Below are 24,040 nucleotides of genomic sequence, written 5' to 3'. Positions count from 1 at the left end.
GGTGTGCTCTTGGGATCGGGACGGGGGCGCCGCGGGCAGTACGGGCCGGGGGCTCAGGCGCGGTGCCGGGGGGCGTGGGGGGCCGAGTGCGCGCCCGCGCGCGGAGCGCGGTCCTCGTCGTCCTCCTCGTAGAGCCCGTCGAAGTACACCTCCTCCTCGCTGGGGCCCTCGGGCTCGCGGCGCCAGCGCCCGCCCACGAACAGGGGGGCCAACAGTACGAGCGCGAGCGGGACGAACACGCCCAGGGGGAGCAGGACCAGGGCGCCCTCGGCGCCGGGGACCTGGGGCAGCCGCTCCAGCAGGGGCATCCGCACCAGGGACAGGGCGGTCAGGGCGCCCAGGACCAGCGCCGCACCGAAGGGCAGCATCGGCGTCAGCCGCGGGGGGACCGCGAGCAGCGCCACCAGGACGCCCACGCCCACCAGGCCCGCGACCGCCACCGGCCCGGGGCCCTGCAGGGCTCCCAGGCCGGCCGCGTGCAGGCCGCGCAGGTGGGCGAAGGCCCATCCGCACACCAGGACCAGCACGGGACCCAGGATCAGACCGGACAGGAAGCCGACGAAGTGTCGCACGGGGGTGCTCCTCTCAGGGGTTGCGCAGCACCCTAGCGACAAAAAACAAGTTCAGCACCAAATCGCACAAATGACCGCATCTCGGACACCAGTGGTCGCGTAGGCCCCCACCCCGCCCACCGGGCCGCAGGACCCACCGAAGCGGACCACAGGCACCGGCAGGACCACGGACGCGGGCCCAGGAGCGGGGCGGCGGTACGCACCCGCGACGAACACACCACTTGCCCCCGAACACCCCGGCACCCCACAGGCGGCGGGGGCCGCCGCCCGCACCCGGACGACGGCCCCCGCCGCACACCACAGGGCCGGCCACCGCCGGCCCCGCACCCCCTCAAGGGGCCGCGGGATCGCGCCTGAGCCCCTCCGCCCCGGGCCGGCCCGCCAGCTCCAGCACCCGGTCCGAGGGCCTGGACCCCCACCGGCGCCGGAACGCGTACGCCACCAGCGCCACCACCACCGAACCCACCGACGCCCACAGCGCCTGGCGCTGGTCGGGGATCACCACCATCGCCACGAAGATCGTCACCAGCCCCGCCAGCACCACCCACGTCAGATACGGGAACGCCCACATCCGCAACGACAGGCGCTCGGGCTCACGGCGGCGCACCCGCCCACCCAGCACCAGCTGGGAGGCGCAGATCGTCAGGAACAGGATCAGCAGGATCGCGCCGATCGAGGCCACCAGGAACGGGAACACCCGCCCCGGCCACAGGTAGTCGGCCACCGCCGCCGCGTACCCCACCACCGTGCCCAGCAGGATCGCCCGCACCGGCACACCGCGCCGGTTCACCCCCCGCAGCACCCGCGGGGCGTCCCCCTGGCGCGTGAGCGTGAACAGCATCCGCGAGGAGGTGTACATCGCCGCGTTCAGCACGCTCAGCACCGCCACGAAGACCACCACCTCCATGATCAGCGCCGCGCCCGGCACCCCCACGCGCTCCATCACCGCCACGAACGGGCTCAGGGCCGGGTCCACCGTGTGCCAGGGCAGCACCATCACCACGACCACGATCGAGGCCACGTAGAACAGCCCGATCCGCCACAGCACGTTGGTCACCGCCGAGGCCACACCCCGCTCGGGCTCGGCGCTCTCACCCGCCGCCACGGTGATGATCTCCACCCCGCCGAAGGCGAACAGCACCACGACCGTGGCCGCCAGCACCGCCACCCACCCCTGGGGCGCGAACCCGCCGTGCTCCCACAGGTTGGAGACCCCCGACCCGTCCGAGCCGCTCCACAGCCCCAGCGCCCACAACCCGCCGATCAGCAGGAACGCCACGATCGTGGCCACCTTGACCAGGGAGAAGAACGACTCGGTCTCGGCGAAGAATCGCACCGACACCAGGTTGGCCACCGTCATCGACAACAGCACCAGCAGCGCCAGCGCCCACCCGGGCACCCCCGGCACCCACCGGCCCAGGATCGCCGCCCCGGCCACCGACTCCGCGGCCACCAGCACCGCGTACATCCACCAGTACACCCAGCCGATCGTGAACCCCGCCCAGGGGCCGAACGCCAACCGGGCGTAGTCGGAGAACGAACCCCCCGCGGGGACCGCCACCACCATCTCGCCCAGGGCGCGCAAGGTGAGGAACACCAGGGCGCCGGCCAGCACGTAGGACACCACCGCCGCCGGCCCCGCCATCCGGATGACCGCGCCGGAGCCGATGAACAGCCCCGCGCCCACCGACCCGCCGATCGCGATCAGCGCCATGTGGCGCCGCCTCAGCGAGTGCGCCAGCCCCGCGCCCGTGTCGCCTGTCTCCTTGGCCGCCCCACCGGGCGGCGTCACACTGCTCGTCACCAGCCCCACACTAGGAGCAGCACCGGCCCCCCACGTGCACCGACCCCACAATAAACAGCCCATGACCCCACGAATGTGGTCGGCGCGACACCCCCGCCCCCGCCGCCCGGGGGAGCGGCCCCACCCGCCTCACCCCCCGGAGGGAGGCGCACCACCACCCGCCTGTGCCACGATCACCCACGTGCGCCACCTCACCCCGCTCCTGCACCCGCTCACCAGCGCCCACACCTACCGCCGCTGGGCCCACCTCGTCATCGGCGGCGCGCTCCTGACCCCCTACGCCATGGCCGCCCTCGTCCTGGCCTCGCTCCTGGCCCAGAACGGCCGCACCGTCGACGTGGGCGCATCCCCCGGCCCCGCCGTCTGGGCACTGACCGCCGCCCTGGCCCTGACCGCCGTCGCCGCCACCGCCCGCATCCCCGGCGTGCGCAACGCCCAGATCCACCTGGCCCGCGCCCTGCTGCGCGGACCCCTCACCGAGCGGCCCGCACCCGCCGCCACCTGGCGCAGCACCGCCCGCACCAGCGCCTTCCTGTGCCTGCACATGGTCCTGGGCCTGGCCGTGTGCCTGCTCACCATGACCGCCCTCACCGAAGCCGCCCTCCTGGCCGCCGCGCCCCTGACCCCCGGCCCCCACACCACCGCCCAGGGCCCCCTGACCTTCACCGGCCACGGAGAACCCACCCGCGCCCAGCTCCTGGCCGCCCCCCTGCTGGGCCTGCTCCTGCTCGCCGCCCTCCTCTACACCGTCGCCCTGGCCGGCCACCTGCTCGCCCTGGCCGCACCCCGCCTGCTGGGCCCCTCGCCCACCGAACGCCTGGCCGCCGCCCAGGCCCACGCCCACACCCTCGCCGAACGCAACCGCCTGGCCCGCGAACTCCACGACTCCCTGGGCCACGCCCTGTCCGTGGTCACCCTCCAGGCCGCCACCGCCGCACGCCTGCTCGACACCGACCCCGAGTTCGCCCGCCAGGCCCTCACCCACATCGCCGACCAGGCCCGCACCGCCACCGCCGACCTCGACCACGCCCTGGGCCTGCTGCGCGAGGACACCGCCGCCCCCCGCACCACACCCCCCGACCTGACCCACCTGTCCCACCTGGCCCACGCCACCCAGCACACCGGCACCGACCTGACCTGCCACGTCAGCGGCGACCCCGCCCGCGTCCCCGCCCTGCTCTCCCGCGAGACCTACCGCATCAGCCAGGAGGCCCTCACCAACGCCCTGCGCCACGCCCCCGGCCAACCCCTCACCCTGCGCCTGCAGACCACACCCACCAGCCTCACCCTCACCGTCACCAACCCCCTGCCCCCCACCCGCACCCACCGCCGCCCCCGCGGCGGACGCGGCATCACCGGCATGCGCGAACGCGCCCACCTGCTCGGCGGCACCCTCACCGCCCGCCCCCACGACCGCACCTGGCAGCTCACCCTGCACCTGACATGGAAAGAACAACCGTGATCGGCATCAACCTGGTCGACGACGAAGCACTCATCCGCGCCGGCCTGGCCGCCCTCATCGACGCCGAACCCGACATGGAGGTCACCGGCCAGGCCGCCGACGGCTCCGAGGTCCCCGACCTCGTGCGCCGCACCCGCCCCGACCTGGTCCTGATGGACGTGCGCATGCCCCACCTGGACGGCATCCAGGCCACCCGCACCCTGCACACCACCCTCACCGACCCGCCCCGCGTCATCGTCCTCACCACCTTCGACAACGACGACCACGTCTGGGACGCCCTGCGCGCCGGAGCCGTCGGCTTCCTCCTCAAGCGCACCCCGCCCGAGGACATCCTCGCCGCCCTGCGCATCGCCCACCGCGGCCAGACCCTGCTCTTCCCCACCGCCCTGCGCCACCTGGCCGCCACCCGGCCCGCCGCCCCCACCCCCGCCGCACGCGCGGTCGCCACCCTCACCGAACGCGAATCCCAGACCCTCACCCTCATGGCCCAGGGCATGACCAACGCCGAGATCGCCGACCGCCTCTTCCTGGGGGTGCAGACCGTCAAGACCCACGTCTCCAACACCCTCACCAAACTCGGCGCCCGCGACCGCACCCAAGCCGTCATCGCCGCCTACGACGCCGGACTCATCCGCCCCAACACCGGCCCCTGACCCCGCCCGACACCACGACACACCCACCCTTGCGCAAACACAGGGTGATAACACTGCTACGTTCAGTCATCAAAAGGTTCTGGACGCGACAGCCACACGGGGGAAGCATGCCAACCGCGTCAGCGATCGACATCGACCACATCAGCAGCCTGTACCGCACCCACCGCGACGACCTCGCCCGCGTACGCGACCAGATGCGCGCCCACCACCAGGCCGCCGACCCCCCCATGACCCCCCAACTCGACGACATCGAAGCAGAGATCACCTACCTGCTCCTGCGCGAGCACACCCCCGCCCACACCGTCGAGATCGGCACCTACTACGGCTGGTCCACCACCTGGATCCTGTCCGCCCTGCGCGACAACGGCACCGGCCACCTCTACTCCTTCGACATCATCGACCACGCCCCCCGCCACGTCCCCCCACACCTGGCCCAGAACCGGTGGACCTTCACCAAGGGCGACGTACGCGCCAAGATCGCCCACATCCCCTCCGACACCGACTACCTGTTCATCGACGCCGCCCACAACGGCTGGTTCGCCCGCTGGTACCTGCACCACCTCCTGCCCGCCCTGCCCGCCCACATCCCCGTCAGCATCCACGACGTCTTCCACCAACGCCACGCCCTGCCCTTCACCGAAGGCGCCATCGTCCTCAAATGGCTCACCACCAACACCACCCCCTTCTTCACCGCCTCCAGCGCCCGCGCACCCCACACCCACCAGGCCATCCAGGACCTCAAACGCGAACTCGGCCTGGACGAACCCGTCCGCACCGGCCACCACAACCCCATGATCTACTTCCGCCTCCCCGTCCTGCCCGGCCACAACCCCCACCCCCACCGCCCACCCCAGCAACGCCCCGCCCCCCACGAACAGACCGAACCCCACCCCTCCGACAGCCCCTGACCCCGCACACGAAAAAACGGGGGGCGGGCCACCGGCCCACCCCCCGCACACCCCCGCTCACCCCGCCCCGTCGGCCTCCACCGCCCGCGGCGAACCCCCACCACCCTCCACAGCCCGCTCACGCACCGCCACCACATCCGCCGCATCGGCCACGATCCGCGAGAAGTTCACCGGCTGGTCCAGACTCACCATGTGCCCCGCCCGCGGCACATTCACCAACCGCCCGTCCGCACACGCGTCGAAGAACTGCTTCTCATGGATCCGGAAATGGTCCCGCGCACCGTTGATCAACCACACCGGCCCCTTGTACGAGGCCAGCGCCGACAACGGATCCATCTCCGAGACCGCGTCGATCACCGCCGTGGCCGCCTCCACCGCCAGACCGCCGTCCAACACCGCCTCCGCCGCACCATCACGCAACGTCAACCGGTGGAACCGCTCATTGAGCGTCGCCCCCTTGTCCGGCAGCCGATCCATCAGCACCGCCGGAATCCGGTACACCTGCGCCAACGACTGCGCCGGTTTGGCCGTACAACTCGCCGCCACCAGCCCCGCCACACGACCCGGCGCCGCACCCGCAGCCGCGATCGACACGAAACCGCCCAGACTCAACCCCACCAGCAGAGCCCGACCGCCCACACCGTCGATCGCCTCCAGCACCGTGTCCACCGCACGCCCCAGCGAGAACTCCTCACCCCGCCGCGACCCGTGCCCGGGAAGATCAGGGGCCACCACCGTGCACCCCTGCCCCTCCAACAACTCCACCTGCGGACGCCACATACTCCCCGACACCCGCAGACCATGCACCAGAACGATCGGCACACCCATGACCCGTCCCCTTCCCTACGCCCGGTACCGCACCGTCACCGGCGCATGGTCGGACCACCGGGCCCCGTGCTCGGCCGCCCGCTCCACCCGGGCCGACTCCGCCCGCACCGCCAACCCCGGCGTGCACACCTGATAGTCGATACGCCACCCCGTGTCGTTGTCGAAGGCCCGCCCCCGGTAGGACCACCACGAGTACGGCCCCTCCTGATCGGGGTGCAGCGCCCGCACCACGTCCACATAACCGGCCTCATCGAAGACCCGCCCCAACCACTCCCGCTCCTGGGGCAGGAACCCCGCACTCTTCCTGTTCCCCCGCCAGTTCTTCAGATCCGCCTCGGTGTGCGCGATGTTCCAGTCACCGCACACCACCAGATCGCGACCCTGCCCCTCCACCTCCTTGCGCCGCCGCACCAGATACGGCAGGAACGCCTCCATGAAACGCTCCTTCTCCTCCTGACGCGGGGTGCCCACCTCACCCGAGGGCAGGTACAGGCTCGCCACCGTCACCGCCCCCAGATCCACCTCCACATACCGGCCCGACCCCTCGAACTCGGCCTCACCGAACCCCACACGCACAGCATCGGGCTCCACACGCGAATACACCGCCACACCGGCCCGCCCCTTGGCCTGCGCCGGAACCAACACCACATGCCACCCCTGCGGCGCCACCACCTCCTGAGGCAACTGGGAGGCCTCGGCCCGCGTCTCCTGCACACACACCACATCGGCCTCGGTGGCCGACAACCAGGACACGAAACCCGGATCCTTCTTCGCGGCGGCCCGCAGGCCGTTGACGTTCACGGTGGACACAACGAAAGTCGACTGATTCACGCCCACAGAGTAGCCACCCCCGCACCCCCGCAGCTCCCCTGCGCCCACTCACCCCACCACCTCACCACCCCCCAACCGCCGCAACACCCCATAGGTACGGTTGGCCCCCGCCGCCTCCCGCTGCGCACGGTCCGTCACCTGGATGTAGGCCTGCGACGACGACAACGACGCATGCCCCAGCAAACGCATGATCTCGGTGACCGACGCCCCGTCCTCCGCCAACCGCGTCGCGAACGTGTGCCGCAACGCGTGCACCAGCGTCCCCCGCGCCACCCGGTCGTGCACACCCGCATGCCTGTAGCACTGCTTGACCAGGTACTGCAGCCCACCCCGGCGCAACCCCTCACCCCGGTTGTCCACCAACAGCGGATCCGACCCCCGCACCACCCCGAACCGCGCCCGCCGCGACTCCAGATAGGCCTCCAACAACACCTCCAACGGCACCTCGATGGGCAGCGACCTCTCCCCACCGCCCTTGCCCACCACCCGGATACGCCGCTCCCCGGCACGGCCCCCCACCGACTCCACCCGCAACGACAGCATCTCCGCCGAACGCATCCCCGTCAGCAGCGCCAGCGCCAACACCGCCAGATCCCGCTCCGGCCACGGATCCCGCGCCTTGCGCGCCCCCCGCGCCAACGCCTCCAACAACCGCTCGGGGGTGTCCTCACCCATCAGCGGCTTGGGCACCGAGGGCCGCACCCGCGGCCGCGGCACCGCCGACATCGGATTGCCCGCCACCACCCGCTCCGACACCCAGAACGCGAAGAACCCGTTCCACGTCGACCACGCCCGCAGCACACTGGAGGCCGCACGCTCGGCCGCGAACTCCGCGAACGCCCCCCGCAGCACCGTCGCATCCAGGTCCGACCACACCACCGCACCCGGATCCACACCCCGCACCCGGCCCACACACGCCAACACCCCCAGCAGGTCACGCCGGTAGGCGGCCACCGTGTGGGGGGAGGGCTTGGCGGCACGCCGCGCCACCAGGTACTGCTCCACGGCCTCGACCACGGACCCCTGTTCAACATCCATGACCACAGCATCCCCGATACCGCGGGCACTTCCACCCCCGCACCCCGGGTGTCCGCACCCGTTCCACACCCCCGCCTTCCGCCCCGGCGGGGGAGCGGGGCACACCCGACCGGGGGAGCGGCCCACCCCCGCCTCACCCCCCGCCCACGGCACAGAAAACGGGGGCACAGGGAAAAACCCCGCCCCCCGCAGAACCCGCCTCACCCCCCGCCCACCACCTCCCGCACCCCCCGCGCCACCTCCACGTCCTCACGCGCGTGCACCACCAACGTCCGCACCGCAGCCCCCTCAGCACTCACCTCACCCTCCACACCCACACCCTCGTTGGCCCCCGCATCCACCTCCACACCCAAGAACCCCAACCCCTCCGCCACACGGGCCCGCACCAGCGCCGACCCCTCACCCACACCACCGGTGAACACCAACGCGTCCAACCCGCCCAACGACGCCGCCATCGCCGCCACCCCCGCACGCAACCGGTGCACATACACCCCCGCCGCCAGCACCGCCTCCGCGTCCACACGCCCCAACACCTCACGCATGTCCGCCGACCCCGCCAACGCCAACACCCCCGACTCGTGCTCCAACGCCTCCGCGATCTCCTCCACCGCCAATCCCGCATGCTGGTGCAGCCACAACACCATCCCCGGATCCACACTCCCCGACCGCGTCGCCATCACCAGCCCCTCCAACGGCGTGAACCCCATCGTCGTATCCACACCACGCCCCTCCAGCACCGCCGCCAACGACGCCCCCGCCCCCAGATGCGCCGTCACCACACGCCGCACACCACCGGCCACCTCCACCGCCCGACGCCACGCATACGCGTGCGAGAGCCCGTGGAACCCGAACCGCCGCACCCCCCACTCACGCCGCCACCGCTCCGGCACCGCATACGTCGACGCCTCCTGCGGCATCCCCGCGTGAAAGGCCGTGTCGAAACACGCCACCGCCGGCAGCCCCGGCAGCACCCCCTCGACCGCCTCGATCCCCGCCAACGACTTGGGCTGGTGCAACGGCGCCAGATCCCCCAACGCCCTCAACCGCCCCACCACCCGCGCATCCAACCGCACCGGCGACACGAACTCGCGCCCCCCGTGCACCACCCGGTGCCCCACCGCCTCCACCGCCGGAAACCCCTCCAACACCGCCCGCACCGCACCCCGGTCCCACACACCGCGCCGCACCGGCACCGACTCCGACGCCAACACCTCCTCCCGCGGCCCCACCACACTCAACTTCAGACTCGAGGACCCCGCGTTGACCACCAGAACACGCATCAGTACGGCCACACCCACTCACGCACCTCCACCGGATCCTCACCGAACTCCCGCGTGTACGCCCGGTGCCGCAGACGCTCGTCCACCATCCGCTGACGCACCCCCGCCGCACGCCCGCCCAACCCCGCAACCCGGTCGATCACATCCATCACCAGGTGGAACCGGTCCAGGTCGTTGAGCATCACCATGTCGAACGGCGTCGTCGTGGTGCCCTCCTCCCGGTACCCGCGCACATGCAGGTCCCCGTGCCCCGCACGCCGGTACGCCAGCCGGTGCACCAGTCACGGATACCCGTGGAACGCGAAGACCACCGGCGTGCCCACCGGGAACAGCGCCTCGTACTCCGCATCGGGCAACCCGTGCGGATGCGCGCTCGGCGGCTGCAACCTCATCAGGTCCACCACATTGACCACCCGCACCCGCAACTCCGGGAACAGCTGCCGCAACAGGTCCGCCGCCGCCAGCGTCTCCAACGTCGGCACATCACCCGCACACGCCAACACCACGTCCGGATCCTCACCCGCGCCCGTGCTCGCCCACTCCCAGATCCCGATCCCGCGCGTACAGTGCGCCACCGCCTCCTCCACCGACAAGAAGTCCAGAGCAGGCTGCTTGCCCGCCACCACCACGTTCACGTAGTCCCGCGAACGCAGACAGTGGTCGGCCACCGACAACAACGTGTTCGCGTCCGGCGGCAGATACACCCGCACCACCTCCGCCGGCTTGTTCAGCACCACATCCAGGAACCCCGGATCCTGATGCGTGAAACCGTTGTGGTCCTGACGCCACACATGCGACGTCAACAAGTAGTTCAACGACGCGATCGGCCGCCGCCACGGCAGCCCCCGCGTCACCTTCAACCACTTCGCATGCTGGTTGAACATCGCATCCACGATGTGCACGAACGCCTCGTAGCAGTTGAACAACCCGTGCCGCCCCGTCAGCAGGTACCCCTCCAACCACCCCTGGCACAGGTGCTCACTGAGCACCTCCATCACACGCCCGTGCCGCCCCAGGTGCTCGTCCGAGGCCAGCACCTGCGCCTGCCACACCTTGTCCGAGGCCTCCAACACCGGCGCCAACCGGTTCGACGCCGTCTCGTCCGGCCCCATGATCCGGAACGAGTCCGGGTTGCGGCGCAGCACATCACGCAGGAAGTGCCCCAGCACCCGCGTCGCCTCACTGCTCTGCTTGCCGTTCCCCGACACCCGCACCCCGTACTCGCGAAAGTCCGGCACCACCAGGTCCCGCAACAGCGACCCGCCGTTGGCATGCGGATTCGCACTCATCCGCCGCGCCCCCGCCGGCGCCCACTCCCGCACCTCCGCCACCGGGGCCCCCGACCCCCCGAACAACTCCTCCGGCCGGTAGGAGCGCATCCACTCCTGCAGCATCCGCCGGTGCTCGGCGTTGGCACGCACCTGCCCCATCGGCACCTGGTGCGAGCGCCACGTCCCCTCCACCGCCACCCCGTCGACCTCCCGCGGCCCCGTCCACCCCTTGGGCGAACGCAGCACCACCATCGGCCACACCGGACGCCCCTCCAGACCCGAGGACCGCGCCACCCGCTGGATCCGCGCGATCTCCTCCAACGCCTCGTCCAGCACCTGCGCCATACGACGGTGCATGTACACCGGATCATCACCGGCGACCACCAGCGGCCGGTACCCGAACCCCTCCAACTGCTTGAGGAGCTCCTCCTCCGGGATCCGCGCCAACACCGTCGGATTCGCGATCTTGTACCCGTTCAGGTGCAGGATCGGCAGCACCGCCCCGTCCCGCACCGGGTCCAGGAACTTGTTGGAATGCCAGCTGCCCGCCAACGGCCCCGTCTCGGCCTCACCGTCACCCACCACGCACGAGACCACCAGATCCGGGTTGTCGAAGGCCGCCCCGAACGCGTGCACCAGCGAATACCCCAGCTCACCGCCCTCATGGATCGACCCCGGCGTCTCCGGCGCCACATGGCTGGGCACACCCCCCGGGAACGAGAACTGGCGGAACAACCGCCGCATCCCCTCCTCGTCCCGCGTGATGTGCGGATACACCTCGGTGTAACCGCCCTCCAACCACGCGTTCGCCACCGCCGCCGGCCCCCCGTGCCCCGGACCCATCACGTAGACCATGTCCAGGTCGCGCTCCCTGATCACCCGGTTCAGGTGCGCGTAACAGAAGTTCAGCCCCGGAGTGGTGCCCCAGTGCCCCAGCAGGCGCGGCTTGATGTGCTCGGGCCGCAACTCCTCCCGCAGCAGCGGATTGTCCAGCAGGTAGATCTGCCCCACCGACAGGTAGTTCGCCGCACGCCAGTACGCGTCGACACGCCGCAACTCGTCATGGTCAAGGGCCATACCGTGTGCCTCCCCACAAGGCGGTGCCGTGAGCGGCCGGGGCGGACCCACGGCCTCCGGGACAGGACCCGCCCGCCACCCGCGCACCGGACGGACACGCCGCGAACCCACCGGCGCCCCGGCGCCACCACCCGCTCAGATCTCCTGGCAGCGCCTGCCCAGATACCGGACCGGGAAACGCCCGCCGCATACACCTGTACGAGGACACCCTGACCGTCAGGAAGGCGTTCGACGCCGGCCGAGCACAGAGCACCAAGGCCCCCACGGCAGGGGAGGGGCCGCGCCGGCAACCCGGCGCCGCACACGGTCCTCCGCGTGCGGCACCGGCAGAGGAGGGGCCGCGCCCCCGGGGAAGGGCCCGACCGGGGCAGGAGCTGCCCCGGCCTCACCCCCGCCAGGCCCGCGTGGCCGCCGACTGGGCACGGCGCACCCCCGTGGTGGGGGAGAGGGGCCTCCACTCCTCCCAGAACGCGGCCACCTCCTCGCAGCGGCGCACCATCCACGCGTGGCGCTCGGCCCACGCCGGACGCAACCCGTACGCGGCGAAGAACGCCTCCAGCGCCCCGACCTCGCCCGGATGGTAGGTGCGCACCACCCACTCACACCAGGCAAGGTCCTCCACCGGCGCCCCCGGGTGCGCCCACTCCCAGTCCAGGACGGCCGCCACCCTCCCGCCACAGGGCTCCATCAGGACGTTGTTGGGACCGAAGTCCCCGTGCACGAACACCTGCCCCGGCAGCGGCCCGGGACCGGGAAGCAGCGCGGGGTCCAGGGCGTGCACCAGGCGCAGCACCCGCCCGCAGGCGGCCATGACCTGCTCGGCGCACCCGCGCGCCCACAGGTCCTTGGCGTGGACGGCCTCGACGAAGGCGGTGCGCAGGGGCGGGACCGTTCCCCCAAGGCCCTCGGAACCGCGGCCGTCGGCGCCCGGCTCAGGGTCCAGGAGCGCAGGAACGGGCACCGAACCGGCAGCGGCGCGCAGGGCGAGAGCCTCGGTGTCCCGGCGCCGCGCGGCGCCGGGGCCGAGGTGGTGTTTGACCACGACGCCGCCACTCCTGCGGGTGTCGTTGGTGTAACTGTGCGTGAGTCCTGTCATGGGTGGCTCCTGTGGCGGGGGAGGGGCGGCCGCGGTGCGACCTGACGGCCGAGTGCGCGGGAAGGGAGGGGGAGGCGGGACCGGGATCCGGGCCCGCGCGGCGCCGGGGTTGCGGGCGGGGGCTCGGGGAGCGCGGAGGGGCCAGGGACCGGTCGAGGCGACGAGGGGGTGGGGGCCGGTCGAGGCGACGGCCGACCAGGAGATCACCACAAACCACTCAGGTGTCTGCAAAGTTCACCAAAATCATGCATAACACGGTTTATGCATCAAACATGGAGAGATCGGGCTCGACCCTGCGGGGGACGGCCTCCGAAACCTGCGCACCGGGGCCTGCGCACCGGGGCCGCTCGACCCCGGGACACCGCACCGAGCGGCCGCAGGGGGCGTCGACGCCCTGACCCGCTGCCGACCCCGGAGCGGGCCGGTCGTCCACAGGTCCCGAACGACCCTTGCCGCGCACCCAACGACCTGCGGATACTGGGATTCGGGGGCGGCACGCCCCGGCAACGAGGCCGCAGGCGCCCCCGGATCCACGCTAACCCGCCACGCCGCGCCCGCACCAGACCGGCACAGGACCTGTGGACGGACGACAGCCCGGAGAGTTCGCCCCGGAGCCCCCGGCGCACCGACCCCTTCCCACCACTCTGCCCATATCGCCGATAATGCACATTATGTCAAGTTGAAGCTCTTGAGCCCCCGTCGGGTCGGAGTCGCCCGGCCCATGGCGAGTTCGAGTGAGCCGCCCCCACCGATCCCGGTCCCCTGCCGCACCACCGCCCCCGTGCCCGGCCGCGCTCCACACCGCCCCCGGCCCGCTCGCCGGAACCGCCGACCCCGCACACCGCCCGCACCCGCCAAACTCCCGCCCCCCACACCGCACCAACAGACGCACAAAACCCGACAAGCTCGGCCGTTCACCCCCACCACCACGCACACACCACCTATTCTGCGCACATGCTCATCCGAACCCTGTGCCGCAGCTGCCTGGGCAGCGGTACACGCGTGGCACTCCTGGCCCACCTCACCCTCACCGGCCCCGACTCCCCCGCCCACACACACGACCCCGACCACCCCGCACCCGACCTCGGGGACCAGGCCCTGGCACCCCACCCCTGCCCCCACTGCGACGGCACCGGCCACCACCTGCTCGCCGCCACCACACGCCCCCCGCCCCCGAAAAACGCGATTTAACCACCCACCGGATACCGACATGTATACGTAACCACCGGGCACGCCCCACGAAACACCCCGACACCAGCCTCCTAGGTGCACCCCCACCCCCGACCCCCTAGGAGATGGGCACACGTGGCACGCACCCGCCCGCGCACAACACCCCTGGCCGCCACCGCACTCGCCCTGGCCCTGACCGCCACCGCCTGCGCCCCCGCCGGAACCGGAACCGACGACGACACCGTCACCGTCGGCCTGCTCCACTCACTCTCGGGCACCATGGCCATCAGCGAGGTCACCGTCCACGACGCCGTCCAACTCGCCATCGACGAGATCAACGCCGACGGCGGCGTCCTGGGACGCCAGATCGAACCCATCGTCGAGGACGGCGCCTCCGACGAGGCCACCTTCGCCGAACGCGCCCAAAAACTCCTCCAGTCCGACGGCGTCGCCACCGTCTTCGGCGGCTGGACCTCCGCCTCCCGCAAGGCGATGCTCCCCGTCTTCGAACGCAACGACGGCCTGCTGTGGTACCCGGTCCAGTACGAAGGCCTCGAAGCCTCCCCCAACATCGTCTACACCGGCGCCACCACCAACCAGCAGATCATCCCCGCCCTGGACTACCTGCGCGAAGAAGGCCACACCAGCCTCTACCTCGTCGGCTCCGACTACGTCTTCCCGCGCACCGCCAACCAGATCATCACCGCCTACGCCCAGGCCCACGACATGGACGTCATCGCCCAGGAGTACACACCCCTGGGCCACACCGAGTACTCCACCATCACCGACGACATCGCCCGCACCGCACCCGACGCCGTCTTCAACACCCTCAACGGCGACTCCAACGTCAGCTTCTTCCAACAGCTGCGCTCGGCCGGGGTCAGCGCCCAGGACACCCCCGTCCTGAGCGTCAGCGTCGCCGAGGAGGAGATCGAGGGCATCGGGGCCGACAACATCACCGGCCACCTCACCGCCTGGAACTACTACCAGAGCACCCCCACCGACACCAACACCGGTTTCGTCGAGGCCTTCACCGACGCCTACGGCGAAGAACGGGTCACCTCCGACCCCATGCAGTCCGCCTACAACGCCGTCCACCTGTGGAGGGCCGCCGTCGAGGAAGCCGGCAGCTTCGAGGTCGCCGACGTCCGCCAGGCCCTGGACGGCACCACCTTCGAAGCCCCCGAAGGCACCATCACCATCGACGGCGCCACCCAGCACGTCGTCAAGACGGCCCGCATCGGCCAGGTCAACGACCAGGGCCTCATCGACGAGATCTGGTCCTCCCCCCAGCCCATCACCCCCGACCCCTACCTCGAAGGCTACGACTGGGCCGCCGCCCTCACCGGCTGAGACCACCGCCCGGCGGCCGGGCCCCGACCCCTGCGGGCCCGCCCCGGCCGCCCCCGACCCCACAAGGAGCCGCGGTGGACGCCCTCGTCAACCAACTCCCCACCGGACTGGCCATCGGCGCCGTCCTCCTCCTGGCCGCCCTGGGCCTGAACTTCACCTTCGGCCAGATGGGCGTCATCAACATGGCCCACGGCGAATTCATCATGGTCGGCGCCTACACCGCCTACGTCCTGCACGCCTGGGCCGGCCTGGACCCCACCTGGTCCCTCATCGCCGCCCTCCCCCTGGCCTTCACCCTCACCGGCACCCTGGGCTGGCTCCTCGAACTCGGCCTCATCCGCCACTTCTACGGGCGCCCCCTGGACACCCTCCTGCTCACCTTCGGCATCGGCATGATCCTCCAACAGGCCGCACGCGACACCTTCGGCGCACCCAACGTCGACGTCCCCGCACCCGGCTGGCTCACCGACGGCACCACCCTGCCCGGCGACATCCGCCTGCACCACTCACGCCTGTTCATCCTCGCCCTGGCCCTGGTCTGCGTCCTGGCCATCGCCCACTACCTGCACCGCACCCACCAGGGGCGCCAGATGCGCGCCGTCATCCACAACCGCGACCTGGCCGGCATCAGCGGCATCAACACCCGCAAGGTCGACGCCACCACCTTCTTCATCGGCTCCGGCCTGGCCGGAGTCGCCGGGGTCGCCCTCACCCTCATCGGACCCACCGGCCCCACCCTGGGCGCCAACTACATCGTCGACGCGTTCCTCGTCGTGGTCATCGGCGGCCTGGGCCGGCTCCGCGGCACCGTCCTGGCCGCCTTCGCCCTGGGCATCCTCAACGCCACCGCCCAGGCCTGGACCGACGCCTCCCTGGCCAAACTCCTCGTCTTCGCCGCCATCATCGCCTTCCTCCAGGCCCGCCCCCAGGGACTGTTCACCGTCAAGACAAGAGCGCTGACATGACCCCCACCCCCGCGCCCGGGCGGCGCACACCCCTGGCCCGCCTGCGCGGCCCCGCCACCTTCCTCGCCCTGCTCGCCGCCGCCCTGCTGCTCCTCCCCCACCTCCTCGAACCCTTCCGCCTCAACCTCCTCACCCAGTACCTGTGCTACTCCATCGTCGCCCTGGGCATCGCCCTGGCCTGGGGCCGCGGCGGCATGCTCACCCTCGGCCACGGCGTCTACTTCGGCCTGGGCGCCTACGCCATGGCCATCCACCTGACCCTGGCCGCCACCGCCGCCGACCCCCTCACCCGCGGCCAACTCCCCCAGTTCATGACCTGGTCCGGGCTCACCGAACTCCCCTGGTTCTGGCAGGCCCTCACCCACCCCGCCGCCGCCGTCACGGCCGCACTGCTCCTGCCCGCCGCCCTGGCCACCCTCCTGGGCTGGTCCGTGTTCCGCCAACGCGTACGCGGCGCCTACTTCGCCCTCCTCAACCAGGCCCTGGCCGCCGCCTTCGTCATCCTCCTCATCGGCCAACAACACCTCACCGGCGGCTCCAACGGACTCACCGACTTCCCCGTCTTCGCCGGCCACAGCCTCTACACCCCCACCGCCCAGACCACCCTCTACACCCTCACCGTCCTGACCCTGGCCGCCACCTACCTACTCCTGCGCCACCTCACCCACAGCCGCTACGGCAGACTCCTCATCGCCATCCGCGACGGCGAGGACCGCGTCCGCTACCTCGGCTACGACCCCACCTGGGCCAAAACCCTCGCCTACGCCCTCTCCGCCACCGCCGCCGGCGCCGCCGGAGCACTCTTCGTCCCCGTCATGGGCATCATCTCCCCCACCCTCATCGGCGTCGTCCCCTCGATCATGATGGTCCTGGCCGTGGCCATCGGCGGCCGCCACTCCCTCGCCGGCGCCGCCGCCGGAGCCCTCATCATGAACACCGCCCAGACCACCTTCTCCGAAACCTTCACCGGAGGCTGGACCTACCTCCAGGGCGCCCTGTTCGTCGTCGTCATCGCCCTGGCCCCCCACGGCCTGGCCGGACTCGCCCACACCGCCCGAGCCGCCCTGCGCCGCCCACGCACCCCCGCGCCCGCCCAGGAGACCGCCACCGCCGGGAGCACCCCATGACCCTGCTCGACATCCGCGACCTCACCGTCACCTTCGGCGCCTTCACCGCCCTGGACCACATCGACCTCACCCTCGACCACGGCGAACTCCGCTTCCTCATCGGCCCCAACGGCGCCGGAAAAACCACCCTCATCGACACCATCACCGGCCGCACCCGCCCCACCAGCGGCACCATCACCTTCAACGGCCACACCCTCAACAAACGCAGCGAACACCACATCGTCCGCGCCGGCATCGGCCGCACCTTCCAGACCAGCGTCGTCTTCGAACACCTCACCGTCGCCGACAACGTCGACCTGGCCGCGTCCTTCCGCCTGCGCCCCTGGCAACTCCTGCGCCGCCCTCGCACCCCCCACCCCGAGGTCCCCGACCTCCTCGAACGCGTCGGCCTGACCCCCCACACCCACGCCCCCGCCGGCACCCTCTCCCACGGCCAACGCCAATGGCTGGAGATCGCCATGCTCCTGGCCCAACACCCCCGGCTCCTCCTCCTGGACGAACCCGTCGCCGGCATGAGCGCCGCAGAGCGCACCCGCACCGGCGAACTCCTCACCCAGATCGCCGCCGACCACACCGTCGTCGTCATCGAACACGACATGGACTTCCTGCGCCGCTACGCCCGCCAGGTCACCGTCCTGCACGAAGGACGCATCCTCACCCACGGCGACCTGGCCACCGTCCAGAACGACCCCCGCGTCCAAGAGGTCTACCTCGGCCGCACCCCCCAGGAGACCCGACCGTGAACACCCCCCACCTGAGCATCCACGGCCTCCACGCCGGCTACGGGCGCGCCCGCGTCCTGTTCGACATCGACCTCACCATCGACACCGGCACCATCGCCTGCGTCATGGGCCGCAACGGCGTCGGAAAAACCACCCTCCTCAACACCATCGCCGGACTCCTCACCCCCACCGCCGGCACCATCACCCACAACGGCACCGACATCACCCGCCACCCCCCGCACACCCGCACCCGCAACGGCCTCGCCTACGCCCCCCAGGGCCACGCCACCTTCGCCCCCCTCACCGTCGCCGACAACCTCCACCTCGCCCACCGGGCCACACGACGAGGCGGCCCCGAACTCATCGACGCCGCCCTGGACCGCTTCCCCCGCCTCCAACCCCTCCTGCACCGCCGCGCCGGACTCCTGTCCGGAGGACAGGCCCAACAACTCGCCATCGCCCGCGCCCTGGTCACCGACCCCACCCTGCTCATCCTCGACGAACCCACCGAAGGCATCCAGCCCTCCATCGTCGCCGAGATCGAACAGGCCGTCACCGACATCGCCGCCCAGGGCATCACCGTCCTGCTCGTCGAGCAGTACCTCGACCTGGCCCTGCGCCTGGCCGACACCGTCACCGTCATCGACGCGGGCCGCATCGTCCACAGCGGCGACCGCGCCGACCTCACCGACGACACCGCCCACGCCCTCATGGCCATCTGACAAACCCCAAACCAGGCTTTCCCCAGCCTTGCCCACCAGCGGGTTCACCACCCCGCCCCCGCCGTGATCGACTCGGCACCGGTGCGCCCACCCGGCGCACCGCATCCGAGACACCACGCACAAAGGGGGCACCACCCATGGGCCGCATCACCACACGCGACAACGTCGGGATCCACTACAAGGACTGGGGCAGCGGGCGCCCGGTCGTGTTCATCCACGGATGGCCGCTCAACGCCGACGCGTGGGAGGACCAGATGAAGTGGGTGGCCGACAACGGGTTCCGCGGCATCGCCCACGACCGGCGCGGGCACGGCCGCTCCGACCAGCCCTGGGACGGCTACGACTTCGACACCTTCGCCGACGACCTGAACGACCTCATGAACCAGCTCGACCTGCAGGACGCCACCCTGGTCGCGCACTCCATGGGAGGCGGCGAACTCGCCCGCTACATCGGCCGCCACGGCACCCGCAGGGTCCGCCAGGCGGTCCTGCTCTCCGCCGTCCCGCCCATCATGATCAAGTCCGACACCAACCCCGAAGGCGTCCCCGAGGACGTCCTCACCGGCATCAAGAACGGCATCCTCACCGAACGCTCCCAGTTCTGGAAGGACACCGCCGAGGGGTTCTTCGGCGCCAACCGCCCCGGCAACAAGGTCACCCAGGGCAACAAGGACGCCTTCTGGTTCATGGCCATGCACCAGTCCATCCAGGCCGGCGTCACATGCGTCGACGCCTTCGGCTACACCGACTTCACCCAGGACCTGCGCAGCTTCGACGTCCCCACCCTGGTGGTGCACGGCGACGACGACCAGGTCGTCCCCATCGACGCCACCGGCCGCAAGTCCGCGAAGATCATCGCCGACGCCACGCTCAAGGTGTACGAGGGCGGCTCCCACGGCATCGCCCTGGTCCCCGGCGACAAGGAGAGGTTCAACCGCGACCTGCTCGAGTTCCTCAAGAGCTGACAGGCCCGCTCGGCCCGCGCCCCGGCGCGGGCCGAGCGCCCCCTACGGCAACCGCAACCACCCCGTGCGCACCTGCCAGGAGCCCCCCGACTCCAACCGCTCCACCACCGCGCGCTCCAACCGCGTCCGCCTCGGCGCACCCCCCACATCCACCCGCGCCATGCCGAACACGAACCGGAACACGTCCGACTCCCCCGGCACACCCGCACCCACCAGCGTGAACCGCCGCTGGAACCCCACGATGTTGGACCCCTCCCCCAACACCGGGCCCCACTGCGGATCCAGCAACCACGACGTACACGTGGCCACCACCGGATCGATCCCCAAACACTCCCGGGCGAACCCCCGCGCCCGCCCCAGCGCCTCCTGCACCGCCACCGGGTCCAACCCGCCCGTGGGAATGTGCAACCGCAGCACCGGATCACCCACACCCATCCCCGGACCCAGCCCCCGAGCCTCCTCGGGCGCATACCACTCCACCCCGCCCTGGTTCCCCAACAGGGCCGGCTCGAACTGCAACCCGCCCACCCAGAACAGGCGCCCCCGGAACTGCGCCGCCACCCACGACGCCGTCTCCAGCGACAACCGGCCGAACATCCGCCGCGAACGCCCCATCTGCACACCCACGTCCGCGAGCGTGGCCGCCGTCACCGACCGCTCCACACCCCGCGCACCGTGCGAGGCGAACTGCGCCCCCACCATCGCCGCGAACGCCCACAGCGACGCCACCCGCACCCGCGGATCCTCCACGCCCACCAGCGAGGGCCAGTCCCGCCACTGCCCCGCCGCCAGCTCCGCATCGGCGCACAACCGCCGGTACATGCACTCCACCACGTACCACAGCTCCGGCGGCCACACCCCCCACGGCCCGCCCGACCCCGGCCACAACCCCTCCACCTCGACCCGGTCCACCGCCTCCAGGGCGAACAGGTCCAACACCCGCGCCGCCTGCGCCCCCGAGGGCACCACCAGCGCCCTCACCGGCTCCGGCAACAGCGCAGCCTCCTCCAACCACGCACGCTCACCAGCACCCAGCCCGAAACGCTCCGCAACAGCACCACTGTCCATCCCCACATCATGGCCGAACCGCCACACCCGGCGCGAGTGAGGCCAGGCTCACAGGTGGGCATAGGGTTGACGTAACCCGGCGATACCAACAAACCCACCGAAACCGAGGAAGACCACCGATGCCCGTGCCCGACCCGGCGCACCACGTACGCGACTGGCTCGCCACCTACGACACACCCACCACATCGGTGGCCCACCTCCTCTGCGACCGCCACGACCCCCACACCGTCGCCACCACAGAAATCGGCCCCACCCTCACCGCCACCACCCTCACCTACGGCGAACTCGCCCACCGCTCCCGCGCCCTGGCCACCGGACTCGCCGACCTCGGCATCACCACCGGCGACCGCGTCGCCACCCTCCTGCCCAAAGGCACCGACCTCACCGTCACCGCCCTCGCCGTCTGGCGCCTGGGCGCCGTCCTGGTCCCCCTCCTCTCCTCCTTCGCCCCCTCCGCCATCAACGAACGCCTCACCAACTCCCGCGCACGCCTGGTCGTCTGCGACGACGAATACCGCACCAAACTCGACCCCACCCCCCACACCACCCCCACCTGGGACATCGCCACCACCGGCACCCACCCCCTACGCCCCGGCGACCACACCCTCACCACCCTCACCCAACACACCACCACCCCCACCGTCACCGACACCCCCATCGGCGGCCACGGCACCCTCGCCATCCTCTACGTCTCCGCCAACGTCGGCCCGCCCCGCGGCGTCCCCGTCCCCGCCCGCGCCCTGACCGCCATGCACGCCTACCACCACTACGGCCTCGGCGTCCGCGACGACGACGTCTACTGGAACACCGCCGACCCCGGCTCCGCCTACGGCCTCTACCACGGCCTCATCTCCCCCCTCCTGGCCGGACACGGCTCCCTCGCCCTGCGCGCGGGATTCTTCGACCCCGAACTCACCCTCGACGTCCTGGGCCTGTACGGCGTCACCAACCTCGCCGCCGACCCCACCACCTACCGCACCCTGCGCGCCGCCACCAAGACCCTGCCCCCCGAAGTCATGGTCCAACGCCTCACCAGCGCCGGCGAACCCCTGGCCCCCGACGTCATCGACTGGGTCGCCGACGTCTTCGGCGTCCCCGTACGCGACCACTACGGCCAGACCGAACTCGGCTGGTGCATCGGCGTCCCCAACGGCGACACCCCCGACCCCGCCACCCCCCTCGTCCCCGGCGCCATCGGCCCCGCCCTGCCCGGCTGGAACATCCAGGTCCTCGAAGCCGTCTCCGACGACCCCGCCCCCCTGGGCACCTACGGCCGCATCGCCATCGACCTCGCCAACAGCCCCCTCGCCTGGTTCGACGGCTACCTCGACAACGAGGCCGCCTCCCAGGTCCGCTTCACCCCCGACCACGCCCACTACCTCACCGGCGACACCGGCATCCAGGACCGCGACGGCCAGATCTTCTTCTCCACCCGCGACGACGGCGCCATCCGCACCCACGGCTACCGCATCGGCCCCACCGAGGTCGAGGCCGTCCTCAACGACCACCCCGCCGTCGAGGAGTGCGGCGTCTACTCCATCCCCGACGAAATCGCCGGACAGCTCATCGGCGCCCGCATCGTCCCCGCCCCCGGGCACACCGCCACCCCGCGCCTGGCCGACGACCTCAAGGAATGGGTACGCACCCGCTTCGCCACCCACGCCGCACCCCAGGTCGTCGACTTCGTCGACGAACTCCCCCGCACCGCCTCCGGCAAGATGCGCCGCTCACGCCTGCGATGACCCCGCCGGGCGGCCCGGCACAGGACCGGGCCGCCCGGCGTGCACGCCCCCCGAGAACCACCGCGAACCCACACAGACCCCCACCCCCAAACCACCCCAGACACCCCCCAACCCTCACTTTTGATAACTTGACTTATCGAAACTCAAAAAACAGGCGTCCACCCCACCCCCGGAGCCCCCGTGACAGCCCAGCCGACCCCCCACCCCACCGACGACCCGACCCAGGCAATCGCCCTCCGCAACCACCACACACCCGCCCTCCCCGACACCGCACTGACCGCATCCGCAGCCGCACGCGTGGCGGACGGATGGGCCGCCTCCACCCGCACCGGCTACGCCCGCGACTGGCACACCTTCACCACCTGGTGCTCACACACCTCCCGCACCCCCCTCCCCGCCACCGCCGAAACCCTCGCCTCCTACACCGACCACCTCACCACCACCCAAGCCGCCCCCACCACCGTCGACCGGGCCCTGGGCGCCATCGCCTCCCGCCACGCCGCCGCCGGACACGCCGTCTCCACCAAGGCCGCCCGCCTCGTCCTGCGCTCCTACCGCCGCGAATGGGCCGCAGCCGGAGGCCGCCGCAAACAGGCGCCGGCACTCTCCGTCGAAGAACTCCGACAGATGCTCGACGCCGCCCAAGAAGGCCTGACAGGCCTGCGCGACCGCACACTCCTCCTGCTCGGCTACGCCATGATGGCCCGCCGCTCCGAACTCGCCGCCCTGAACACCACCGACCTGCGCCAGGTCCCCGAAGGCCTCGAAGTATTCGTGGCCACCTCCAAGACCGACAAGGACTCCGCCGGCACCACGGTCGCCATCCCCTACGGCACACACCTGCTCACCTGCCCGGTACGCACCACCACCGCCTACCTCGCAGCCCTGGCCGACGCCGGGGTCACCGAAGGACCGCTGCTGCGCTCGATCGACCGCCACGGACGAGCGGCCGGAACCGCCGATTCGGCCGGACGCGGAACAGGCCGCATGTCCGGAGCCGGGATCAACCTCGTGGTCAAACGCCTCGCGGACAAGGCCGGCATCGAGAACGTCACCGCCCACTCCCTGCGCTCCGGACCCGCCACCGCCGCAGCCGCCGCCGGCGCCCCCCGCGCCTGGATCGCCCGCCAGGGCCGATGGTCCGAAGCCTCCACCGCCGTCGACACCTACATCCGCCCCGCCGACGCCTGGCGCGACAACCCCATCCGCAAAGTCGGACTCTGACCCCCCGCCCCCACCCGGGGGCACACCGGGTAAGGCCCAAAGGGGCAACCGCCCGACGAGGCCCTTGGGCACCGCCCGGATGCGATGGCCGGCGCTGTTCGGTTGCACCTCCTCAGCTCCCCGCGACGCGGCGGCCTCTGGAACGACGCGAACGCTGCCGCC

At 71.5% G+C, this 24,040-nt stretch carries 20 protein-coding genes and 1 pseudogene; 12 read left to right on the top strand and 9 right to left on the bottom strand.

The annotated features are described in order from the left end of the window. Positions 1-53 precede the first annotated feature (53 nt). Both ABZ234_RS24385 and ABZ234_RS24380 read right to left on the bottom strand, forming a co-directional pair. On the bottom strand, positions 54-572 hold the full coding sequence (locus ABZ234_RS24385; protein WP_355013565.1) for a hypothetical protein: 519 nt from the start codon (positions 570-572) through the stop codon (positions 54-56). A 331-nt stretch (positions 573-903) separates the two neighbouring features. After that, on the bottom strand, positions 904-2,286 hold the full coding sequence (locus tag ABZ234_RS24380) for an amino acid permease (RefSeq protein WP_267950378.1): 1,383 nt from the start codon (positions 2,284-2,286) through the stop codon (positions 904-906). Positions 2,287-2,557: 271 nt separating this feature from the next. Between ABZ234_RS24380 and ABZ234_RS24375 the strand changes: the two genes are divergently transcribed. The 3 genes from ABZ234_RS24375 to ABZ234_RS24365 all read left to right on the top strand — a co-directional run bounded on the left by ABZ234_RS24375 (position 2,558) and on the right by ABZ234_RS24365 (position 5,399). After that, positions 2,558-3,838, top strand: a complete 1,281-nt coding sequence (locus ABZ234_RS24375; protein ID WP_355013564.1) for a histidine kinase — start codon at positions 2,558-2,560, stop codon at positions 3,836-3,838. Continuing rightward, a complete protein-coding gene (locus ABZ234_RS24370; RefSeq protein WP_267949955.1) occupies positions 3,835-4,491 on the top strand; it encodes a response regulator transcription factor in 657 nt (218 codons plus the stop codon). The genes ABZ234_RS24375 and ABZ234_RS24370 overlap by 4 nt, the downstream gene beginning before the upstream one ends. 107 nt (positions 4,492-4,598) lie before the next feature. After that, the gene (locus ABZ234_RS24365) at positions 4,599-5,399 is read left to right on the top strand and encodes a class I SAM-dependent methyltransferase (protein ID WP_267949954.1); all 801 of its coding nucleotides are present in this window, start codon (positions 4,599-4,601) and stop codon (positions 5,397-5,399) included. 57 nt (positions 5,400-5,456) lie between these two features. Here ABZ234_RS24365 and ABZ234_RS24360 read toward each other — a convergent pair whose 3' ends face one another. The 6 genes and pseudogenes from ABZ234_RS24360 to ABZ234_RS24335 all read right to left on the bottom strand — a co-directional run bounded on the left by ABZ234_RS24360 (position 5,457) and on the right by ABZ234_RS24335 (position 12,820). Beyond that, the gene (locus ABZ234_RS24360) at positions 5,457-6,227 is read right to left on the bottom strand and encodes an alpha/beta hydrolase (RefSeq protein ID WP_344180484.1); all 771 of its coding nucleotides are present in this window, start codon (positions 6,225-6,227) and stop codon (positions 5,457-5,459) included. A 15-nt stretch (positions 6,228-6,242) separates the two neighbouring features. Then, on the bottom strand, positions 6,243-7,058 hold the full coding sequence (locus tag ABZ234_RS24355) for an exodeoxyribonuclease III (RefSeq protein WP_355013563.1): 816 nt from the start codon (positions 7,056-7,058) through the stop codon (positions 6,243-6,245). Between the two features lie 48 nt (positions 7,059-7,106). Further along, positions 7,107-8,096: a tyrosine-type recombinase/integrase gene (locus tag ABZ234_RS24350; protein WP_267949951.1), complete on the bottom strand. Its 990-nt coding sequence runs from the start codon at positions 8,094-8,096 to the stop codon at positions 7,107-7,109. Positions 8,097-8,296: 200 nt separating this feature from the next. After that, entirely contained in the window at positions 8,297-9,376 is a 1,080-nt protein-coding gene (locus ABZ234_RS24345) for an acetate/propionate family kinase (protein WP_355013568.1), read from the bottom strand. Beyond that, positions 9,376-11,724 (bottom strand): annotated as a pseudogene (locus tag ABZ234_RS24340) (phosphoketolase family protein). Before ABZ234_RS24340 ends, ABZ234_RS24345 begins: the two are co-directional and overlap by 1 nt. A 385-nt stretch (positions 11,725-12,109) precedes the next feature. Beyond that, complete coding sequence (locus ABZ234_RS24335) at positions 12,110-12,820, bottom strand: phosphotransferase (protein ID WP_355013562.1); 711 nt, start codon at positions 12,818-12,820, stop codon at positions 12,110-12,112. Between the two features lie 954 nt (positions 12,821-13,774). Here ABZ234_RS24335 and ABZ234_RS24330 point away from each other — a divergent pair. From ABZ234_RS24330 to ABZ234_RS24300, 7 genes are all read left to right on the top strand, one after another. Continuing rightward, positions 13,775-14,011: a hypothetical protein gene (locus ABZ234_RS24330; protein ID WP_267949948.1), complete on the top strand. Its 237-nt coding sequence runs from the start codon at positions 13,775-13,777 to the stop codon at positions 14,009-14,011. Positions 14,012-14,125: 114 nt separating this feature from the next. Then, positions 14,126-15,343, top strand: a complete 1,218-nt coding sequence (gene urtA, locus ABZ234_RS24325; protein WP_267949947.1) for an urea ABC transporter substrate-binding protein — start codon at positions 14,126-14,128, stop codon at positions 15,341-15,343. A gap of 74 nt (positions 15,344-15,417) precedes the next feature. Then, positions 15,418-16,308 (top strand): urea ABC transporter permease subunit UrtB, encoded by an 891-nt coding sequence (urtB, locus tag ABZ234_RS24320; RefSeq protein WP_355013561.1) that lies wholly within the window; start codon positions 15,418-15,420, stop codon positions 16,306-16,308. After that, on the top strand, positions 16,305-17,435 hold the full coding sequence (urtC, locus tag ABZ234_RS24315; protein ID WP_355013560.1) for an urea ABC transporter permease subunit UrtC: 1,131 nt from the start codon (positions 16,305-16,307) through the stop codon (positions 17,433-17,435). The genes urtB and urtC overlap by 4 nt, the downstream gene beginning before the upstream one ends. Continuing rightward, complete coding sequence (gene urtD, locus ABZ234_RS24310; RefSeq protein WP_330159516.1) at positions 17,432-18,178, top strand: urea ABC transporter ATP-binding protein UrtD; 747 nt, start codon at positions 17,432-17,434, stop codon at positions 18,176-18,178. The genes urtC and urtD overlap by 4 nt, the downstream gene beginning before the upstream one ends. Continuing rightward, the gene (locus ABZ234_RS24305; RefSeq protein WP_267949943.1) at positions 18,175-18,879 is read left to right on the top strand and encodes an ABC transporter ATP-binding protein; all 705 of its coding nucleotides are present in this window, start codon (positions 18,175-18,177) and stop codon (positions 18,877-18,879) included. The genes urtD and ABZ234_RS24305 overlap by 4 nt, the downstream gene beginning before the upstream one ends. 137 nt (positions 18,880-19,016) lie before the next feature. Beyond that, a complete protein-coding gene (locus ABZ234_RS24300; protein ID WP_355013559.1) occupies positions 19,017-19,844 on the top strand; it encodes an alpha/beta hydrolase in 828 nt (275 codons plus the stop codon). A 42-nt stretch (positions 19,845-19,886) separates the two neighbouring features. On the opposite strand, the gene ABZ234_RS24295 is transcribed toward ABZ234_RS24300, so the two are convergent. Further along, on the bottom strand, positions 19,887-20,912 hold the full coding sequence (locus ABZ234_RS24295; protein WP_355013558.1) for an acyltransferase domain-containing protein: 1,026 nt from the start codon (positions 20,910-20,912) through the stop codon (positions 19,887-19,889). 119 nt (positions 20,913-21,031) lie between these two features. Here ABZ234_RS24295 and ABZ234_RS24290 point away from each other — a divergent pair, with 119 nt between their 5' ends. Together ABZ234_RS24290 and ABZ234_RS24285 are read left to right on the top strand one after the other, a co-directional pair. Continuing rightward, on the top strand, positions 21,032-22,654 hold the full coding sequence (locus tag ABZ234_RS24290; protein WP_355013557.1) for an AMP-binding protein: 1,623 nt from the start codon (positions 21,032-21,034) through the stop codon (positions 22,652-22,654). Positions 22,655-22,834: 180 nt separating this feature from the next. Continuing rightward, the gene (locus ABZ234_RS24285) at positions 22,835-23,878 is read left to right on the top strand and encodes a tyrosine-type recombinase/integrase (protein ID WP_355013556.1); all 1,044 of its coding nucleotides are present in this window, start codon (positions 22,835-22,837) and stop codon (positions 23,876-23,878) included. Positions 23,879-24,040: the final 162 nt, after the last annotated feature.

Source organism: Nocardiopsis sp. NPDC006198, assembly GCF_040613895.1.
Classification (GTDB): domain Bacteria; phylum Actinomycetota; class Actinomycetes; order Streptosporangiales; family Streptosporangiaceae; genus Nocardiopsis; species Nocardiopsis tropica.
This window is presented reverse-complemented; position numbering and strand designations above follow the sequence as displayed.

Coding starts and splice junctions, on each gene's coding strand:
- ABZ234_RS24365 (WP_267949954.1), top strand. CDS start 4,599: ATGCCAACCGCGTCAGCGATCGACATCGACCACATCAGCAGCCTGTAC.
- ABZ234_RS24295 (WP_355013558.1), bottom strand. CDS start 20,912: ATGGACAGTGGTGCTGTTGCGGAGCGTTTCGGGCTGGGTGCTGGTGAG.
- ABZ234_RS24290 (WP_355013557.1), top strand. CDS start 21,032: ATGCCCGTGCCCGACCCGGCGCACCACGTACGCGACTGGCTCGCCACC.
- urtC (WP_355013560.1), top strand. CDS start 16,305: ATGACCCCCACCCCCGCGCCCGGGCGGCGCACACCCCTGGCCCGCCTG.
- ABZ234_RS24360 (WP_344180484.1), bottom strand. CDS start 6,227: ATGGGTGTGCCGATCGTTCTGGTGCATGGTCTGCGGGTGTCGGGGAGT.
- ABZ234_RS24350 (WP_267949951.1), bottom strand. CDS start 8,096: ATGGATGTTGAACAGGGGTCCGTGGTCGAGGCCGTGGAGCAGTACCTG.
- ABZ234_RS24380 (WP_267950378.1), bottom strand. CDS start 2,286: ATGGCGCTGATCGCGATCGGCGGGTCGGTGGGCGCGGGGCTGTTCATC.
- ABZ234_RS24300 (WP_355013559.1), top strand. CDS start 19,017: ATGGGCCGCATCACCACACGCGACAACGTCGGGATCCACTACAAGGAC.
- ABZ234_RS24345 (WP_355013568.1), bottom strand. CDS start 9,376: ATGCGTGTTCTGGTGGTCAACGCGGGGTCCTCGAGTCTGAAGTTGAGT.
- ABZ234_RS24335 (WP_355013562.1), bottom strand. CDS start 12,820: ATGACAGGACTCACGCACAGTTACACCAACGACACCCGCAGGAGTGGC.
- urtD (WP_330159516.1), top strand. CDS start 17,432: ATGACCCTGCTCGACATCCGCGACCTCACCGTCACCTTCGGCGCCTTC.
- ABZ234_RS24330 (WP_267949948.1), top strand. CDS start 13,775: ATGCTCATCCGAACCCTGTGCCGCAGCTGCCTGGGCAGCGGTACACGC.